At 47.7% G+C, this 19,498-nt stretch carries 17 protein-coding genes; 11 read left to right on the top strand and 6 right to left on the bottom strand.

Features of this window, described 5'->3' with window-relative positions:
* Positions 1–51 precede the first annotated feature (51 nt).
* Together AAC022_RS15975 and AAC022_RS15970 are read left to right on the top strand one after the other, a co-directional pair.
* Positions 52–783 (top strand): class I SAM-dependent methyltransferase, encoded by a 732-nt coding sequence (locus AAC022_RS15975; RefSeq protein WP_339732532.1) that lies wholly within the window; start codon positions 52–54, stop codon positions 781–783.
* On the top strand, positions 780–1,862 hold the full coding sequence (locus AAC022_RS15970) for a glycosyltransferase family 2 protein (protein ID WP_339732531.1): 1,083 nt from the start codon (positions 780–782) through the stop codon (positions 1,860–1,862). The genes AAC022_RS15975 and AAC022_RS15970 overlap by 4 nt, the downstream gene beginning before the upstream one ends.
* A gap of 33 nt (positions 1,863–1,895) precedes the next feature.
* On the opposite strand, the gene AAC022_RS15965 is transcribed toward AAC022_RS15970, so the two are convergent.
* Positions 1,896–3,218 (bottom strand): hypothetical protein, encoded by a 1,323-nt coding sequence (locus AAC022_RS15965; RefSeq protein WP_339732529.1) that lies wholly within the window; start codon positions 3,216–3,218, stop codon positions 1,896–1,898.
* 494 nt (positions 3,219–3,712) lie between these two features.
* Between AAC022_RS15965 and AAC022_RS15960 the strand changes: the two genes are divergently transcribed.
* The 4 genes from AAC022_RS15960 (at position 3,713) to AAC022_RS15945 (ending at position 8,983) form a co-directional block, all read left to right on the top strand.
* Positions 3,713–6,736: a PQQ-binding-like beta-propeller repeat protein gene (locus tag AAC022_RS15960; RefSeq protein ID WP_339732528.1), complete on the top strand. Its 3,024-nt coding sequence runs from the start codon at positions 3,713–3,715 to the stop codon at positions 6,734–6,736.
* 109 nt (positions 6,737–6,845) lie between these two features.
* The gene (locus tag AAC022_RS15955; protein ID WP_339732526.1) at positions 6,846–7,895 is read left to right on the top strand and encodes a hypothetical protein; all 1,050 of its coding nucleotides are present in this window, start codon (positions 6,846–6,848) and stop codon (positions 7,893–7,895) included.
* 440 nt (positions 7,896–8,335) lie between these two features.
* Positions 8,336–8,539, top strand: coding sequence for a twin-arginine translocase TatA/TatE family subunit (locus AAC022_RS15950; RefSeq protein WP_339732525.1), 204 nt, complete (start codon positions 8,336–8,338; stop codon positions 8,537–8,539).
* Positions 8,540–8,656: 117 nt separating this feature from the next.
* Positions 8,657–8,983 carry a twin-arginine translocase TatA/TatE family subunit gene (locus tag AAC022_RS15945; protein WP_339732523.1) on the top strand — a complete coding sequence of 109 codons (327 nt, stop codon included), beginning with the start codon at positions 8,657–8,659 and terminating at the stop codon, positions 8,981–8,983.
* Positions 8,984–9,020: 37 nt separating this feature from the next.
* On the opposite strand, the gene AAC022_RS15940 is transcribed toward AAC022_RS15945, so the two are convergent.
* From AAC022_RS15940 to AAC022_RS15930, 3 genes are all read right to left on the bottom strand, one after another.
* Entirely contained in the window at positions 9,021–10,637 is a 1,617-nt protein-coding gene (locus AAC022_RS15940; RefSeq protein WP_339732522.1) for a hypothetical protein, read from the bottom strand.
* Positions 10,638–10,910: 273 nt separating this feature from the next.
* Positions 10,911–11,558: a bifunctional 4-hydroxy-2-oxoglutarate aldolase/2-dehydro-3-deoxy-phosphogluconate aldolase gene (locus AAC022_RS15935; RefSeq protein WP_339732519.1), complete on the bottom strand. Its 648-nt coding sequence runs from the start codon at positions 11,556–11,558 to the stop codon at positions 10,911–10,913.
* Between the two features lie 51 nt (positions 11,559–11,609).
* Positions 11,610–12,095: a hypothetical protein gene (locus AAC022_RS15930; protein ID WP_339732517.1), complete on the bottom strand. Its 486-nt coding sequence runs from the start codon at positions 12,093–12,095 to the stop codon at positions 11,610–11,612.
* A gap of 586 nt (positions 12,096–12,681) precedes the next feature.
* Between AAC022_RS15930 and AAC022_RS15925 the strand changes: the two genes are divergently transcribed.
* The 5 genes from AAC022_RS15925 (at position 12,682) to AAC022_RS15905 (ending at position 16,077) form a co-directional block, all read left to right on the top strand.
* Entirely contained in the window at positions 12,682–13,092 is a 411-nt protein-coding gene (locus tag AAC022_RS15925; protein WP_339732515.1) for a hypothetical protein, read from the top strand.
* Positions 13,093–13,305: 213 nt separating this feature from the next.
* On the top strand, positions 13,306–14,595 hold the full coding sequence (gene clpX, locus AAC022_RS15920) for an ATP-dependent Clp protease ATP-binding subunit ClpX (RefSeq protein ID WP_339732513.1): 1,290 nt from the start codon (positions 13,306–13,308) through the stop codon (positions 14,593–14,595).
* Between the two features lie 143 nt (positions 14,596–14,738).
* On the top strand, positions 14,739–15,260 hold the full coding sequence (locus AAC022_RS15915) for an FHA domain-containing protein (RefSeq protein WP_339732511.1): 522 nt from the start codon (positions 14,739–14,741) through the stop codon (positions 15,258–15,260).
* Between the two features lie 33 nt (positions 15,261–15,293).
* The gene (locus AAC022_RS15910) at positions 15,294–15,683 is read left to right on the top strand and encodes a DUF4440 domain-containing protein (protein ID WP_339732510.1); all 390 of its coding nucleotides are present in this window, start codon (positions 15,294–15,296) and stop codon (positions 15,681–15,683) included.
* A gap of 13 nt (positions 15,684–15,696) precedes the next feature.
* Positions 15,697–16,077 (top strand): hypothetical protein, encoded by a 381-nt coding sequence (locus AAC022_RS15905; protein WP_339732508.1) that lies wholly within the window; start codon positions 15,697–15,699, stop codon positions 16,075–16,077.
* 19 nt (positions 16,078–16,096) lie between these two features.
* Here the strand turns inward: AAC022_RS15905 and AAC022_RS15900 are convergent, their stop codons facing one another.
* Both AAC022_RS15900 and murG read right to left on the bottom strand, forming a co-directional pair.
* Positions 16,097–17,893, bottom strand: coding sequence for an aspartate kinase (locus AAC022_RS15900; RefSeq protein ID WP_339732507.1), 1,797 nt, complete (start codon positions 17,891–17,893; stop codon positions 16,097–16,099).
* A 283-nt stretch (positions 17,894–18,176) separates the two neighbouring features.
* A complete protein-coding gene (murG, locus tag AAC022_RS15895) occupies positions 18,177–19,328 on the bottom strand; it encodes an undecaprenyldiphospho-muramoylpentapeptide beta-N-acetylglucosaminyltransferase (RefSeq protein ID WP_339732506.1) in 1,152 nt (383 codons plus the stop codon).
* Positions 19,329–19,498 lie beyond the last annotated feature (170 nt).

The following is a 19,498-nucleotide window of genomic DNA, read 5'->3' as shown; positions in this document are numbered from 1 at the left end:
ACCTACTTTTTGTATTACCATCAGTCGCTCTGAAGGAAAGATCATAATCTCGTGGATCCAGGACACCTCACCGAACTAATTGATTTGGAAGAGAATTATTGGTGGCACGTTGCCAAGCGCAAGTTGGTAACAGAGATCTTGACCACCGAATTTCCTCCTCCCGGTTTAGTGATTGAAGGTGGGATTGGTTCGGCACGGAACTTACTTGAGTTCCGTCGGCTGGGTTATGAAGTCACCGGCTTTGATCTGATGCAAGAAGCAGTGGAGCATGGTCGCTCACGCGGCTTAGAAAATGTGTTCGTACATGAATTGAGTCAGCCTTGGCCTGTTGCTCCTGCTTCAGCAAAAGCAGTACTTTTATTAGATGTTATGGAGCATATGGAAGATCCGGTACAGCTACTCAAAAACGCAGCTGAAACCCTGGCAGAGGACGGCGGAATTATTATCACCGTCCCCGCCTATCCAATGCTGTATTCAGACTGGGATCGAAAACTGGGGCACTTCTGTCGGTATACAAAATCGAAATTTCGTCAAAATGCAGAGCAGGCCGGCTTAAAAGTGAAATGGGTCACCCATTGGAACTCGTTTAGCTTGCCTGCTGCGATTGCGATTCGCGGAAAAGACAAACTTTTAAAGCGAACGGATGATTCTCCTCCACGCTTTACTCGTGTTTCACGGTTCACAAACGCTTGCCTGATGTCATGTGCGCAAATCGAACGAAAATTGATTCATGCGACAGGAGTTCCATTTGGCCTTTCTCTGGTAGGAGTCTTAACCAAATGAATCAAAGTCAGCCCAATTCATCAACACCTTCGCGAATGCCGATCTCTGAAGTTCTGATTTCCGTTGTACTGCCTGTATTTAATGAGCAGACGGTACTTCCTCAACTTCTACAAGCCGTGGAAGAAGCTCTACAAACCACAGGCAGCCAGTATGAAATCATCTTTGTGAATGATGGTTCCTCAGACCAGAGTGGGCAAATTCTGAATGATCTTGCCGATTTAAACTCGCGGGTCAGAGTACTCCATTTCGCAAAGAATTTTGGACACCAGGCAGCAGTTCAAGCCGGTTTGCTGCACGCCACTGGCGACGCCATCGTCATTATGGATTCGGACATGCAGGACAGTCCTACTGCCATCGTCGATTTCATTGAACACTGGCGATCAGGTTACGATGTTGTTTATGCCATTCGAACAGACCGCAAAGAGGGTTTTCTCAAACGCTGGGCGTTCCAAACGTTCCACAAAACGCTCAATTTGATCGCCAGCACATCGATTCCACGGGATGCCGGCAACTTTGGATTGATTGACCGTAAAGTTGCCATTCAAATTGCACAACTGAACGACCGTGATCGCTACTTTCCTGGACTCCGATCCTGGGTTGGTTATCGCCAGATTGGTGTGTCCGTTGAGCGGTTGGCCCGTTACGACGAGAACCCGCGTGTCTCGTTTCTTCAGTTGTGCCAACTGGCTAAGACTGCCATTTTCTCTTTTTCCTTTTTCCCGCTTACCATTTTCTATGTGATTGCCGCCTTGTCTGCCATCGCCTGCATGGCGCTGATTTCCTTTGTGATGTATCATAAACTGGTTACTGGTCTGGCAATTCCCGGCTGGGCTTCCACAACCATCACAGCCTCATTTTTTGGTACATTGAATGCTTTGGGAATTGGAATCCTTGGCGAATATGTAACACGTATCTACGACCAAGTCAGAGCGCGTCCCATGTTCATCGTGGGGACTAAAACCAACTTTGATTCCCCGGAAATCGAGGCTCCCCTATTAGCGAAATCCGAGAGCAGGCAAGCATCCACAGAGAAAGAGATTCGGCTTGACGCTGATCAGGAATATTCCCAGCAGACCTGATTGAAATCTTATCTTGCGTGGCAGGCCACTTACTTATTGAGAGGTATGCCGCACAATGTTGACCGAATCCTGAAGTCGTGAAATCGGTTTTTCGCCTGACTCCTGATTCCGATCCACGTCTTGACCCTGAGTGGTATACAGGAGTCGTGGCCGGAAGACGACCATCAACAGCATCGGCAGATACCACAACAGATATACGCTTCCCTGCTGTGGATACCAGAGCAGGGTAGCGATGATAATCGCCGTGGTATGTGACATCAGGTGGCCTAGGTTCTTCTTTCGCGGCCAGTAAGTCAAACAGGCAATTAACAAGACAAAGCCGACAAAGACGGGAATTCGATAGGCAGTATCGTAGGCACTCCAGAAGCCCGGCATTTGCTGACCACCTTGAAACTTGAGAACCGACCAATCAATTGAGCCAATTGTCTGTTGTGTAAATGAGAATCGGTCCACGGAGGTCAGAACCAGACTCCCCAGTAGAACGACCCCCACAACACTTCCGGAAAGCACAAACCGCTTCAAACCATTTTTCCAGTAAAAGCTGGCCCATAACGGTAAGAGAAAGACGGGAAAAAACATGGCGCCACATGCCAAACCCATAAAAATACCGGAAAGAATCGGTTGCCGATATGTGACAAACGCCCAAACCAGTAAGGCAGCAGGGAGCACATGATTTGCTTTGCTCACATCATAGGCAGTACAGGGCAACAAGAGATACAGTAACGCCATGGCCAAACCAAGTTGAGTGTCAGCAAAATGGACTTTGCCCATTATGATTAGCCCCACAATCACGAACGCATGTGCCAAAATCGCCATAATCCGTGCGGCTAAAGTCGCAGAATCGAAGCTGGCTTGCGACACTGCACTGGAAAGCGGAACAACAGGCGCAGCTAAAAGACGCGCTGTGGGACCCGCTTCCGGAATTTTCTGCTCTTGTGCAACAGTCACATCTTCCATACTTAACAAGCTGTCGGCTTGCTTGACCGTTTGAATGGTTTCGGCAGCTGGTTTTTCAGTAAAAACGCGCACCATAAAAAATGCGAAAATCGAAATACAGAGAAAAGCCATTCCAAAGCTATTCAGATTCTGCTCGCCTCGCGGCCTTCGTTGAAAGAAACAATCAACGCTCATCCGAATTACTAATAACCCGGTGCCCACAAACAACCAGATGTTTCCTAGAATAGGATGGTCACTAAGAAACAAGAGGCCCGGTGATATCGACAGCAGTAATAACAAATCCAGATTGCGCAACGAAGCAATACGGTCAAATCGGAAAAAGACCGCGAGCGTCAGCAACAGGGATAAGTAAAACCATGTCGCCTCACTTAAATAATAATCCGGTAAGATGTGGTTCATACGAAAATACCGCCAGTGATTAGAATAGATCACCAGTCGAAAGTTTTTTTAACATCTGAGCAAGAAACAGGTCCCCTTGCTTTCACTCAGACGAATGTGCCAGTTCGCAATCGGAATATCCGTCATTTGATATTTCACGCTTGACTGGCAACGAAATCTGCACTCATTGTTCACACATTCCTAAATTTAAACCAGCCGATATTTGCTTTTTTCTTAAGTTCTATCAGATTTCTAACACCAAATGGATCACCCGTACACATCGACCATTCTACTACATTTACCTCCCGAATTTCCTTAGCACTATTAATAAATCATCCAATCCCATACATCAGCAGATGAGAACGCGTTTCAAAATTCAAAACGAAAGTGCCAGATTCTCTTTGAAAAATGAAATCAATACTGCCATCATGAAGACACAATGGACTAAAAGGTCATGAATGATCGAAACTCGTTCTCCCTGGCTCATAACTCAAACAGGATTGAGGAAAATTCACATGAGAGCTTTTTGTATCACACGATCGACGTTGCCTCTCATTGTTTTGTTTCTTCTGATTTGGAGCCCCCTCGCTGGAGCAGCGCAACAGACGAATCAGACTGCTGCTTCTTTTACGAAAGCCTGTCTGAATAAACTGAAAACGGATCGGGGGCTTTGTGTTGTAGTGGGCCTGCCAGAAACCGACGCCGCTTCTTTTGTCATCGAACTTATCCAAAACAGCAATTTGCAGGTGTATTTTCAATCTGAATCCGTAGAGGAAGTAACCCAGGTGCGGAACCTGGCTGATCAACAGGGATTGTTAGGACAACGGATTTTCGCAGATCAGGGAAAGAATGATTCGATTGCGCTTGCCAGTAATCTGGCCGATGTGATCTTTGTACAAACCCCGGCTAGCAAACCAACCACAAAGCAGGAACTCTTACGTGTATTACGGCCTCAAGGGACTGCATTTACCTCTGATTCCCAAATCACAAAACCGGTTCCCGAGGGAAATGATTATTGGGACCATCCCTACCACGGGCCTGATAATAACCCGCAATCGACTGATCTAAACGCAAGAGCACCTTATCGAACTCAATTCCTGGCTGACCCCAAATTTTCTCCAATGCCGGAAATCTCAGTTGCTGCAGGAGGTAAGGTGTTCAAAGCTTTCGGCCACATTGCTCATAAACAAAATCAGAACGCCATCTTGAACACGTTACTGTGTATCAATGCCTACAACGGCACCATTCTCTGGAAACGCAAACTTCCGGAAGGCTTCATGATTCACAGGAACACCATGATTGGTACTGAAGACGCCTTATTCATGGCAGATAACGAATCATGCAAAATCATTGATAGTGAAACCGGCGAGATTCGAGACGAGATCGTGATCGATGAGAAACTGGCTGACGGGCCAGTCTGGAAATGGATGGGCATGCAAAATGGAATTCTCTACGCACTGATTGGAAACCAGGAAGTCAAAGTCGATACCCAGAAATCGGCCAGACGCGGACTGGGACATTGGCCTTGGGGCATGTGGAAAGGACACGACTATACTGACCTCAAAAATGCGTTTGGTTTCGGTCGTACCTTTGTGGCAATCGATCCAGCCAGTAAAAAAGTTCTCTGGCATTTTCGGGACAAAGACTATATTGACAGTCGCGGCGTCTGTATGAAAAACAATCATCTTTTTTATTACTGCCCCGATAAATTCCTGGCCTGCCTGAATATCGAAAATGGAAAACCGCTTTGGAAAAATGACGATAAAAAACTGCTGGCTTCGATCGGCTCGAATCAGAAAGCGCAGCATTACGTCACCGGTTATGCCACCACGAACTACATCAAGTGCAGCGACGACTACCTGTTTTTCGCCGGTCCACAACGTTTGCATCTGGTCAGCGCCTCTGCTGCTGACGGGTATATGCTGTGGGAGAAAGAGCATGGAAACCTGCAACTCGTCTTACGTAAAGATGGAATTTATGCTGCGGGGCCGAAAGAAACCGGGATGAAGCTCGATTATGCCACCGGAGATAAAATTGCATCGCTCCCCACGCGACGTGCCTGCACCCGTGCCACTGGAAGCGTCGACAGCATCTTTTTCCGCACCAGAGGAGGTACGGTCCGACTGGAAACCGAAACTGATTCAGCACAACATATCGCTCCCATGCGGCCTCCCTGCCAAGACGGGGTAATTATTTCCAACGGACTGCTCTACTGGGGTCCCTGGATGTGTGGCTGTGAACTCTCGCTTTACGGACATATCTGCCTGGGTCCTGAAAAGGATTCCGCCTCACCAACTGCTCAGGCTCCCCCGCGCCGCGTCGTCTATGCGAGTGACCTATCGAAAGTCGACCCCTTGGCGGCCCGCGCTGGCGACTGGCCCGTGTTCCGTGGCGACAGCCGGCAATCCTCAACGACCAATGTTTCAATCCCTGCCAAAACCAAACTCATCTGGACAGCACAAGTTACAAAATCGGCACTGCCGACGGCACCAGTCATCGCAGGAAATCTGATTTTTGTGGGCGACCGAAATGGCGTTGTGTCTGCCTTTGATATGCAGGGCAAGCAGGTCTGGAAGCAATTTACCGGAGGGGCAATCTACTATCCGCCGACGGTCGACAACGATCGGCTGTTTGTGGGCTCAGCCGACGGACGGGTATATGCTTATGAAGCGAAAACCGGAATTCCGCTCTGGTCATTCCGCGTAGCGTCTGATCGACGTTGGATCCCCGTGTATGGAAAACTGATCTCCACCTGGCCCGTCTCAGGAGGAGTCGTCGTTCAGAACAATACGGTTTATGCTGCTGCAGGGATCGCCCATTTTGATGGCACCCACATAGTCGCGTTAAATGCGAATACTGGCGAATTGCAGCGAGAAAATAATACTTCGGGCGCACTTTCGGAGACCGTCAATAGTGGAATCAGTCTGCAGGGCAGCTTATACATTGAAGGAAACGAACTTCGGTTCCTCGCAGGCGGCGTCTATGAAATCGCCCGATACGATCTACAGACATTGAACTGTTTAAATACTCCCCGAGCCGAAGTGACGTCACAATACCGGACGGCCTTCTATCCCTATTACCCGGACTATGGAAAATATCTGTCCATTGAACACACCCTGGCAGACCGACGGGAGCTGGTGCATGATGCCAGCTATGAAGGGAGTTCCTTTACTAATCTGACATTAAAAGAAGCCTTACCGCCGGGGGCACCGAAAGTGAAAAAAGAAGTGGCCCGCTGGTTAAGCATGCGTGCCAGACGCACGGGAGAAGCATTTAAACGCAAAAATCTCTGGGTCGATCAGAAGCAACGCCGCTTCACCAGTTTTATCGTTTCTCCGGAAACGTTGTTAACGGCCGGGCATCCGGACGAGAAGTCAGACGAACCATTTCTGACGGCCATTCAGATTGATCAGGGAACTGACCTCTGGACGCACCCACTGCCTGCGCTAGCAGTGAAGGGGGGCACTGCCATTGATTCGAAAGGAAGAATCGTTGTCACTTTAGAAAATGGACAACTCCTCTGTTTTAGTAAAGAATAATTCTGCAGCGTCAAAACCAGAATTGGTTGACTTTCCGACAGAAGAGAAATCCGTTACGTTAGAGGCGTCAACAAACTCTCAATGGTTCTACTACTGAAATTTCATTCCCATGACCGTATCAATCCATATTTATCTTTCCGGAAACGAAAAACCGCCTGAAGGTCTCAGCAATTTTTCTCACCTGACGTTCAGCAGCCTGGATCTCAAAGGGTTCTCAAACATAACTCGCGAGACCTTAAATTCACTATTTGAAGAAGCCGATTCGGATTACGTTGGTTTCATCGAATTGTCACAACCCGTTGATCAGTCATTCTTCAATCAATTGAGCAATCTGAAGCTAAATCGAGATCAGGCGGGAGTCTACTTTCTGCCTTTCCACGATTCCAGTCCATTTGTCGGGGCATACGAAACCCTGCCTCCTGTAGCGGCTTCGCTGGCTATGAATCCGCTTCAGCATGCAGTCGTACTGATCCGCAAAACGGATTTTGAAAACCTGAAAGACTTTGAGGAATCGACGGATCTAATTTGGCAGACACTGATTCTCCTGGCACAAAAAGGAGTCCCAGCCCAGTTGATTGAATCAAAGACATCCTCACGGGTAAACCTCATTTCAGGAATATTTCCAGCCCTGGCTCCTGATGATCCTGGTCCTGATCGAGACTGGCTACTCCATTTACTACGGGCCTATGAACCAGCTCAGGATCTGCTTGCCATTTTGTCTCAGGCCGATGCAATTGCGCTCAAAGCAGGGCTGCTCTGCATGCATGACTATCTGGACGAAAGTCATGAATATTCACAGTCAGTTCAAAGCCAGGGGATACACGGGGCGGGTGACTACTGGCATCATATCATGCACCGCAGAGAGCCTGACTATTCGAATGCCAAATACTGGAGCAGGGCGGTAGGCTATCACCCGCTGCATGACGTTTTACCAGACGTAGTACAGACCTTATTTGATCTGAATTACGGCGATTCGGTTGAGGACTGGAAAAGTCGGCTCTTGCAAAATAAACGCTGGTCACTGAACGCATTTGTCGATTGTTGTGCGGAATGTGAATCAACGCAGGCCCCGGAGTTAAACGCATTTGCACAATCGATTCAATGGGTTGAAATGCTACTCCTGCTCCAGAAAACATCTCAAGATGCAGCAACAGGTTAAGTCAAAGCAGGTTTTTCACATCTGCCAAGAGTCGGAAAACCCTAAAAGGCGTTTTTTTTCCCATATTGACGTTCAGAATGCCAAATCAACAGAATTGGGCCGTTAAATTCTGTTGACAGACGCGTTTGCGCGGTTATGATTTAAGTACTTACCGCTCAATCCTCCTGCGACTCCTGCGGGCAAACCGAGTGGATATCCATCCCATGGGATTTCCTCCGAGATGTATTTTCGCAGAGCCACCAAGCAGGAACGAGAACTTTCCTTCGGTCTTTTCCTCAGTGCCAACAGCGCATACCTTTTTGGAACATTCCCATATTGCTGGTGTTCATTTTCGGTGACATCTCCATCTGTTACCATTTCACCGAAAGAACCTGATTCCTCAAGAAAACTGTAATCGTCGTCGACTTCGACTGATTCATCAAAGTTAGTGGGACCGTAGTATGTTTGGCTTTCCAGGCTGGATTGAAGTTACCATCATTTTAGGGATTATATTGCTGCTGTTTGGTAAGCGTTTACCAGGAGCCATGAATTCTCTCGGGAAAAGTATAGTCGAGTTCAAAAAAGGGGCACGAGAAGATATTGATGAAGGGGAATCTTCAAAGTTTCCCCCTCATGACTCCGAACACGATAAGCAGTCAGAATAGGACCGATTTGATCGCGTCAAAATGATTAAAGATGGTATAAAATAGTAACGAGGCTCAGAGGACATTGGCTTTTCAGTAAAGCGTCCTTCAACACCTTAAAATAAAAGAGGTTCAAAAATGTTCCAGACAATTACACACATGACAGCTGTACCTGCGATGTTCGGAATGCCTGGCGGCTATGAAATGATCATCGTTGGGATCATCGCACTGCTTCTATTCGGGAAGCGCTTACCTGAAGTCGCGCGCAGCCTGGGTAAGGGAATTGTTGAATTCAAAAAAGGCGTGAGTGGAATTGAAGACGATGTCAATCAGGCGTCGTACTCTCAATCACAACCTGAAACTCCTCGTCCCACACCGGAAGAACGTTCGGATGAGTTCTCAGCTCCTAAGTTTGAAGTCCCCAGCTCAGAACCCAAAACTGAAGAGAAGTCGGAACAGGCATAAGCGTTTCTGTGAGTTAGATCAATCAATGCGGTCTGACTTAATAAGGAGCCTTATTCAGCACTTCCACGTCAACGATGCGGCCCGAAGGCTTTGTCAGATCCAGAATGATGGGGTCCGGCGTGACCTCTTTCGTGATGTTACCTGCTGAATCGCGTGCAACGACCTGCAGATAAAATTTGGAAGGGTTGCCCGGTCCAACCGACCAGGTAAACCTTCCCATATCTTCCTGCCAGTTAACAATGGGTTCCCAAGGACCATTTGGCTGTGTCGAATAGTTGATGGCAATCGACTTCTCTGCGGGGTTCTGGTCACTCATTGCCCAGGAAATGGTCACTTTATTCGCTTCGCCTCCCAGCCCCTGCTTAATGGGATGCAACTTAATTGCCGGTGCGGTGCGATCGACGACAATGACTACATCCGGCTTTTCGCCTGTCTTGGGTAGTGCATCAGCAAGCCCTACGCCGCTACGGACTCGCAGTGCAAAGCCATAAATCCCATCATGGGGAACTTCTACATGAAAGGGGCTCTTCTTGTCTTCATCTTCACCATACTTATACCACTTCTGACCATTGTCTTCTGTGATATACAGCTCAATTGCCCCAATCCCTGACGGGCCGACTTCGTCAACCTGAAAGCCGATCTGAAACTGTGTCCCGTTTAACACCTGCTTACGTTCGGGCGCCCAATTCTTTTCTGAAGCGGGATAACGGTTTTTCGCATAATGCGGACGTTTCTCTGGAGCATCGGCGACAAATTGCCCTTTCACCGAATCCTGCATGGACTGGCTGCCGGTGCCAGCTTTGGGGAATACACTGGGTAGTTGATTATTATTAGCAAGGGGGTTCTGCTGCTCAAGCGGTTTTGGCTGTGAATCCTGTCCCTGACTGGAATAGGGAGCAAGCGGTTCCGGCTCGGATAATGTTAAACTGTTATCCGGAATCCCCCCTGATGCGATAGGCTGATTAAAATCAAGCAGGTCTTGTTTTTTCTTAGGTACCGTACGACTGGCGGAAGCAACCACACGGATCTTCTTCTGACTGCTCCCCATATTGTCGGCTCGGTCTTTAATCATACCCCGAACAGCAACAACACCACCTTGAGAAATGGACCAGGTCGTCTGCCCCTTCCCATGCGGGGCGACAATAACACGTTGCCAGTTCTGGCTTTCATTTTGAGAATATTCCAGCACCAGCTTACTCGGATCCAGATACCGATCTTCAGCATTCCAGATCAACTGGACTTTACCGGGAGAAATCTGTCGTAGATCAAGCTCCAGTTGAGGAGGTGTGGTATCAATAACGACTCGCAATCCTGGCTCAAAAACACGACCAGAAGGGTGCAGTTGATTTTTCGAATCCAAAGTACGGACAGAAAACCAATACTCGCCATCCTGAGTCGCTTCAAATGGGAATTTGCGCGTGGAAGGAGAGACTGATTTCAAGTGGTTCCAGGTAACGCCCCGGTCTGTAGAAACATACAGCCTGATTTCACGGGCCCCCAGGCGATCGATTTCCGCCTGATCATAATGATAGGGAATTCGAAACTGAGTCTTACTGGTATAGACGGGCGCCGAAGGAACTGCAGCTGCCTGAGACGAATCGGTTAGAATTCCCCAACTACAGCAACTGACTACCAGGAATGTCAATAGTCTCATGCCAATTCACCTCCATACCCAGACAACAACAGTTTGAAGTTATCCAAGCTCGGAGCCCCCTCCAGAGAAGTTGTAAATTTATTCAACAGCCAATACGTACGGGTACTAGTAAACCGAATCTTGACTATCTAGGCATATCGTCAAATCAGATCGTACGACTTGAGAGGATCTTTCTGGTTAAAACAGAAGCGCAGTAGAAGAAAAACCTCCCAGTTTTGAGCAATAGTCAAAGAGAAGCCTGACCACCGCTTGAATTCGGAAGTCGCACGATAATCAGCCTTTGCGGATTTCAGCAATCTGATTCATATATTCTGTGGTCAGCTTCTGAATTCCATCCAGATCGCCAGATTCGACCATCTGTTTCGTAACCAGTGAGCTACCCAAGCCAACAGCACAGGCTCCTGCGTTAAGATAGGCAGGCAATGTTTCTAAATCAACACCGCCGGTCGGCATCAGTGGAATCTGGGGCAGGGGGCCATGCAATGCTTTGAGGTAAGCAGGTCCACCCACAAATGCTGGAAAGATTTTAATGATGTCCGCACCGGCTTCCCAGGCGGTCAATACTTCCGTTGGTGTAAATGCACCGGTCATGATCAACTTGTCATACCGATTGCATAATTCAATCACATCGGTATTGACTGTCGGGGTCACAATAAACTCCGCTCCTGCCAGGATCGCAGCGCGGGCCGTTTCCGTATCGAGCACCGTTCCAGCCCCCAGTAGAATCTTGTCGCCCAGTTCCCGTTTGACCTGAGCCAGAATGTCCAGAACTCCTGGTACCGTAAAAGTGACTTCAATGACATCCAGACCACCAGCATAGATGGCTTTAGAAACATCGACCAGCAACTCACCGGATTGCGCACGAATAATGGCAACGGCACCACGATCAACTACCTGAGTGAAATCCGCATGGCGACCCATAAAACAAACACCTTATCTATTTACTCTATTTTTAATTTCAGAGAGTGATGATTACGCTTGAAACGAAAATTGTTCTGCAAACTCCAGAATCCACAAGTCAACCAGATCCTTAAATGAGTCCATATCTGCTTCAGCAACAAACTGATAATGGGAACGATTGAAGGTTTCCTTATTTCTGATCGTCGCTTTGGCGACCAGTTCAATGATGTGTGTTTCGGTAAAAGGCCGAACGACCATCTCCAGCCGGGTATAGAGGCTCTGTGCCTTTTTCCCTGCCCCCAGACTGACATCATCACGTGTAATCCTGGATCCCCAACCTTCCTCTTCCATAAGTGTATTGAATTGAAAACCGGGAAAATGATCGGCTAGCTTTCTCAACCCCCCATCAATATGGTCAGTCATCTCGAGTCGGTATTTCAAATGAAGATTCTTAAACTCCTCTTCAGACATCTTCTTCCCGACAGCTTGTTGTATTTCTTCATTTTTGGCTGCGCGCCCTTTGTTAATGGCGTGCTGAAGACGTTTTTCAAAATCCATTCAAAATCCTAACAATAATGAGTCTGTAGTGCTGTGCTGGTTTTGACAGCCAAAAATCTGCAATCAACCACGAAATGAAACTTCTATCTAGAATTGATCATAAAAGTGAATTCCCCGGGATGCAATGCAAAGACTCTGAGAGCCTGCCAATTCTCCGCGTGTTTTATAGAAATCGATCAAATCACTGTACTGCTTTGATTTTAGGTAAATTCAACAATGTAAGTCTTACTATTTCTCTGCCTGGCAGACTGCTGGATCTGAAAACAAACCTCAATTTTGATGGATTCGAATTCTTAAACGGATTTCGATTAGAAAATGTCGTTCTTATAGCCGATTTTCCGCTTAAAATGAGAGATTCAGCCCCTCTCAGCAGAACTAGAAGGCTCCCCTTTGAGACCCCCACAAAGGGAGTTTATTTCTCTCTCATATTAGAATTCACTGATTTTTGGCGCATGAAGTGCTAATCTACCCAGAGACCGATACAGATCAATTACTGCAGGCGGGCTTGCCTCTATTAAGACTCTTCCCAATAATTATTGAGCCTATATAATAAGTAAGAGAGGGCTGTTGAGGGAGTTTTATTTGAATGCGGGCGGCTTCGCCAGCAAAGCAGTTGTGGGTTTGTATTAGGGAAGGCAGGAAGATAATAATTTCTGTCGGTTTTAAAGTGATTCTATATATTTTAACTCTGAGAAATGGAGCTGGAAGGCAAAAGTTATTCAAGGAACTGTTCGAGGGCCATGTGCTTCAGTGGATTTTGGCGGTTCTCGTTGTCAGTTTTTTGATTTGGTTGGTCGTATGGATCGTAGGATGTTTTAGGGAAAATGAGGATCGTCATGTTGACGCGAGTGAATTACTTCTACAATTCTCAGAAATGCGCCGAGAAGGTGACCTCACCGACGACGAATTCCGATCCATCAGGAAACGGCTTGTTGATTCGACCGAGAAGGGTTTGGAAAAAAAAGAAACTACTGATCAAACAGAAAACGCCGATTAGAAGTTATACGTAGAATTTTAACTGTTGCCTTCTAATCAATAATTCGTTGATTACTCTATTTACCCAAAAGTTGCCTCTTTAAAATTTAAGTAGATTTCATTTTTTAATCCATGTCACAAGTTTACTACATATCGAATGATTTGCATGGAGGCAGAATCAAAACTCACTGGACGTTAAACGCCATCATTTAGTTGACACCGTTGAAGGGAAGCTATGCCCACCGGACGAGATATCACCTCTGGAAAACGTAATTCTTCTGGGAAGAAAAACGCAAACTGTTCTTTTTGTAGAAAAAGTTATCGCGAAGTGGGGCCACTCGTAGAGGGACCCGACAATGCGTATATCTGCGGAGAATGTATTGAAGTCTGCCAATCAATACTGGAACAGGAGCATCGACGCCGGGGAACTACGAAGAAACTATTCAAGAATGTTCCCACGCCTCGTGAAATAGTGACTCATTTGAGTGACTATGTCATCGGACAGGATCGTGCCAAGAAGGTCATGGCTGTTGCCGTTCATAATCACTATAAAAGACTGATGCATGCCGAAGAAGAAGGTTCGGATGTCGAATTGGATAAATCCAATATCCTCCTGATCGGTCCCACTGGCTCTGGAAAAACATTGCTTGCCAAGAGCCTGGCGCGTTATCTACAGGTTCCATTTGCCATCGGTGATGCAACCACCTTAACCGAAGCCGGCTATGTTGGGGAAGATGTTGAAAACCTCTTGCTCAAATTATTACATGCCGCCGATTTTGATGTCGAAGCAGCCCAACGCGGGATTCTGTTCATCGACGAAATCGATAAAATTGGCAAAACCAGCCAGAACGTCTCAATTACACGCGACGTTTCCGGAGAAGGGGTCCAGCAGGCATTATTGAAGATGCTGGAAGGGACTGTTGCCAATGTGCCCCCACAAGGTGGCAGAAAGCATCCGGAGCAACAATACATTCAATTAGACACGTCTAACATCCTGTTTATCTGTGGTGGTACCTTCGTAGGTCTCGAAGATATTGTCGGCAAGCGACTGGGTCGCAAGTCAATCGGCTTCGGTCAGTCAGGCCAGAAGAAAGAAAAACAGCAGGAAAAATCGAAGAACGATTTACTGGCCCAGGCTTCAGTCGATGATGTTCTGGAATTCGGTTTGATTCCAGAATTGCTCGGACGCCTTCCCGTGTTATCGACTTTATCCCAACTGGAAGAAAATGATCTGGTTCGAATACTGACCGAGCCTAAGAACTCGCTTGTCAGACAGTTCCAGAAATTCTTCGAGATGGAAAACGCCCATCTTGAGTTCACGGAACCCGCTCTTCACGAAATCGCCCGCATTGCTCAGAAGAAAAATACGGGAGCCCGTGGGTTGCGAAGCGTGATCGAACAGGCCATGTTTGACATCATGTATGAGCTTCCCGAACAGGAAGCAGGGAAGAAATATGTGCTCACACCTGAAATCATCCGAGGGACGGATCAACTTTTTCCCGAAGATGACTCAGCCGCCGCATAGACTCGCTGCAATCCAAGTTCTATAATTAAATCAGAAATGAACAACTTTCCCGCCGAAGTTTCTCTTCGGCGGGTTTTCTTACGTGTGGCTGAGTTATGAAAATTCGCTTGAGTCTTCAAAGTCCTTCTAAAAAAATGAAGTCCATGACACTCTCGAAAACAACGTTAGTCGGGAGAGCCTCTGACTGTGAGATCAAACTCAAGTCTGACCTGGTCAGCCGCCATCACTGCAAAATCTTTCTGACAGAATCAGTCGCTTTGGTTCATGATCTGGGTAGTTCTAATGGAACATTTATTGATGGCAAAAAACTGACTCCCAAGCGAGACACCAAACTGACTCCCGGTTGTTTATTGTCCATCGCAGACGTCAGTTTTAGAGTGGACTATGATCCCCAGGTATTTGTGGATGTTGGATCGACAATCAACCTGAAAGGCATTGAAGGGCTCTTGCCGGAAAACTCGCTCGCCTCTGCGTCAGATGATGTGATTCCGATTCATATTCCTGATAAAATTGACCTGCCAGAGAACCAGAAGAAACCGGAACAGAACAAATCCAGTGAAACCGTCACCATCGACGAATATGAGCCAGATCAAAATTCCAAGGAAAATAAGAAGACGATTCAATTTCCAGAAATCGAATTAACTGATAACATGGGTAAAAACTGACCCCATCGCAACTTCTCTCAACAGGATTCCATTATGTCAGACAATGACGTCCAACAGCTTTTGATATTAAGTAAACAACTCCTTGATGCCGTTGATCACAAAGACTGGAATACCTACACAGATCTTTGTGACGAAGAATTGACAGCTTTTGAACCGGAAGCGCGAGGGCATCTGATCACAGGAATGGACTTCCATCGTTTTTATTTTGAAATGAATCCGACTGGAAGACCGCGGCAATCGACCATCAGCTCTCCCATGGTTTCGATTATGGGAGACGTTGCTTTGGTCACTTATGTTCGAATTGTCCAGGCAATTGATGACCACGGACATGATTCAAGTGCTGCTGCCGAAGAAACTCGTATCTGGCAAAAACAGGACGGCGACTGGCAACATGTGCATTTTCACCGTTCCATCATCTCATAATTGATCGTCTAAAATGACTGAATCCAATCCATCAACTCAAATTGTCATCCTCTGTTCTGATATGCTATTTCTCAGCAAAATCACGGGCACAGCAAAAGAGTTGGGATACTCATTCTGTACGGCGCTCAGTTGCAAAAAAGCTGCCGCGTCTCTATCTAATGGGACCAGTCAGTTACTGCTGATTGACCTGAATCAAGAGAATCTGGATTGGGAACTGCTGACATCGATCCACCAGAACGATGCCAGCCTGACCAGCATTGCCTTCGGCCCACACGTCGATACGGAACGCCTCGCCAAAGCAAGAGCAGTCGGCTGCACTCAGGTGCTTCCTCGCAGCCAGTTTTCGGCACAGCTTCCACAACTCATGGATGCAGCGTTTGGTGAAGCAACCTGAGAAAAAACAGGATCGAGTCTTAATCCAGCTCGAATTTCTTCAACAACCCCTGGTAGGCCTGCTCGCCATGCTCAAGGGACACGACGGCGCTGATCCGGGTCTCACTGGTGTTAATCATCTGGATATTGATCTGGGACTCCGCCAGTGCGCTAAACATGCTTTGTCCAACCCCCGTATGACTGCGGAGACCGATGCCAACCACGGACAGTTTTGCTATTTCCTCTTCATGACTCAATTCAGCATCGCCCCATTCCGTGAGCAGAGGCTTCACCAGTTCCAAACTCTTTTCCAGTGATGTTCTGGGTACCGTAAACGAGAGGTGAGCCTGTTCTTCTTCGCCCATATTCTGCACGATCATGTCGACCGATACGCCCCCCTCCGCGACTACAGAGAACAACCGCGAGCAGATCCCCGGGCTATCAGGTAAATTTCGGACTGTCACGCGAGATTGACTTTGATCGAGCAGAACTTCACTCACCACAATGTCTTCCATGTTCGCTAACTGATCAACAATTTCCTGCTCTAACTGTGCCAATCTCTGTGCCGACTCACCTGAATCCTCACCGTCAGACAATCTCTGATTTGTGGCAAAGGTATAGCTGGCGAGATGATCCAATTCAAAACCATTATGAATCACACGCACCGCTTCTTCACATTGATTGCGATCAACGAGAACGGTCAGCTTGATTTCGCTGGTTGTAATCATGCCCACATTAATGCCTGCTTCAGCCAGGATCGAGAACATGCGGCTGGCCACACCGTAATGATTACGCATACCACTGCCTACGATTGAGACTTTGGAAAGATTGGTCCCATGTTGAATCTTTCCGGCACCAATGGCATCGATCGCTTCGCTGGCTGCAGTCAGTGTCTCCGCCAGATCGGACTGCGGAACGGTAAAGGAAACTCGCGCGAGTCCTCCCGTTCCCACATCCTGGACGATCATATCCAGACAGATTTTTCGCTCTGCCATCCTGGTAAAGATACTGCCCATGATCCCCGGCTCATCGGGTATGTCGGTCAAACTGACCCGAACTTCATCACGCACAAAAGCGACTCCTGTCACCACGGGTGCGTCAGCTAAAGGCTGCGCGGCGATCAAAGTTCCTTCGCCATCTGAAAATGACGGGCGGACTTTCAGAGGCACTTTATATTTTTTCGCAAACTCAATCGACCGCGAGTGCATCACCCCTGCGCCCAGGCTTGCCAGCTCCAACATTTCGTCATAAGAAATACTGTCGACTTTATGGGCCTCAGGCACGACTCGAGGATCGGTTGTAAACACGCCCTCTACATCGGTATAAATTTCACACATGTCTGCATCCAGCACAGCTGCTAATGCCGTCGCGGTCGTGTCACTACCACCGCGTCCGAGCGTTGTGATATTCCAATCCTTGTCCCGCCCCTGAAAACCGGCGGCAATGACAATCTTGCCTTCACTCAGGGCGGTACGCATCCGCTCTGTTGAAATCGAAATGATGCGTGCCTTCGTATGCGACGAATCTGTAACGACACCAATTTGAGATCCGGTCAGACTGATCGCTTCTCCTCCCAGCTTATGAATGGCCATCGCCATCAATGCAACTGATTCCTGTTCCCCCGTAGACAACAACATGTCCATTTCACGCGGAGTAGGGCTATCTGTCATTTCCGCAGCCAGACGCACCAGTTCATCCGTCTTTTTGCCACGCGCACTGACCACCATCACGACCTGATGACCCGCTTGATGCATTTCCGTAGCGCGTCGTGCTGCAGCGAGAATTTTGCTGGTATCGGCTACACTCGTTCCACCAAACTTCTGGACTATGAGCGACACGTCTCTTCTCCGTTTCTCTACTCTTTTAAAAAATGACAACCTGACTCCGCAAGAAAGCAGTCTCATGCAAATGATGCATTTTACACCTCTCAAACTTACTGCATTGAGCCAAAGAATCTGGAAGGTACCAAATAGGCACTGTTTCGTGAATCAACAGACTTTTCGGATTCGATAAAACTTGAAAAACCCCTTTGAAATGCGTCATATTCCGAAATTCTGCCCCTTCAGATTCAGTGTAGACATTCCAGCCCAGCCAAAAGAGTGTTCATAACCACACACCCAGTCAACCCTGGATCACCCCAGCCACTTCCTCTGCGACTCGACAGGCTGCCTGCGGAAAGGCCAGTTCATGCATCTTTCGAGACATCGTGCTTCGTTCCTCATCTGCATGCAACAAATCCACTACCAATGTCCCAAGCAATCGGGCGGTGAGTTCCGGCTCCTGTGCCTGCTCAACCAGCAACGCCGCTCCCCGTTCGGTATAAAAACGAGCATTGATCAGTTGATGATCCCTGATCGAGTTTGGAAATGGAATGAGGATCGCGGGGAGACCGAGACACGTTAATTCTGCTAGCGTTGTGGCACCGGCCCGGGAAATGACCAGATCCGTTCGGGCGTACCACTCTGTCAGATCAGCAAAGAAAGGTTGCACCGTCACTCTAAGATGGGAAGACCTCTTTTTCAATCTTTGATAGGCATCATTGACACTTGCAAAACCGGAAACCCCTGTTTGATGTACCACATGCAGCGACTTCGGCAGTTTACTCCACGCTTGCTCCAACATGGAGACAACCGCGTCATTCACAGCGGTGGCTCCCTGGCTGCCGCCTAAAATCAGAATTAACACTTCGGCTGTATGATCTATTTCTTCTGTTCGCAAAATCGCTTCCGCAATCTGTTTTCGGACGGGATTCCCAGTCATCACAATACGGGGCTGACCGGATTGAGCACTCGATCTGTTTCTTGTGAATAATGTCTCAGCAAACGAAATACAGACCAGAGAAGATCGCGAAAACAAAAACTGATTGGCTCTGCCCGGAATGATATTCTGCTCCAGCAACACAATCGGAATTTTTAACCAGGAAGCCGCCAGAATCACTGGCACACTGGCAAAACCTCCCAGGCCAATCACCACAGCCGGAGATTCTTTTCTTAAGAAACGAAGTGCCTGAAAAAAGGCGCGGCTGTTATTCCAGAGAAATCGAAAGGGGGCGCGTTTTAAATCGCTGGTTGACGACGCAGGTAAACTGAGGTGCTGATACCCTGAGCTTTCAATGATTTGCTGTTCGACTGTGCGGTCTGAGCCTACAAAAGTAATCTGATATGGCCCGAGAAAAGTCAATTGTTCTGCGACAGCGATTCCGGGAAGCAGATGACCTCCTGTCCCGCCTCCTGCAAAAACGATGGATTTATTCCCCAAAACAGACTCGGTCATTGTATCCTGGAATCACTGGTGGAGTAACTTGTTAACCCAAATACCAATCAGACGGTCCAGCATAGAGGAAGTCCTCTCAAATTCCCAGTCAATTCTTCGCCTCTTCATCCTCGTACTCTTCATCCTCGTACTCTTCATCCTCGTACTCTTCATCCTCGTACTCTTCATCC

Origin of the sequence: uncultured Gimesia sp. (genome assembly GCF_963976445.1) — a bacterium.
In the GTDB taxonomy this organism is placed as follows: domain Bacteria; phylum Planctomycetota; class Planctomycetia; order Planctomycetales; family Planctomycetaceae; genus Gimesia.
The sequence above is the reverse complement of the archived record's forward strand: the minus strand, read 5'-3'. Positions and strand labels throughout refer to the sequence as shown.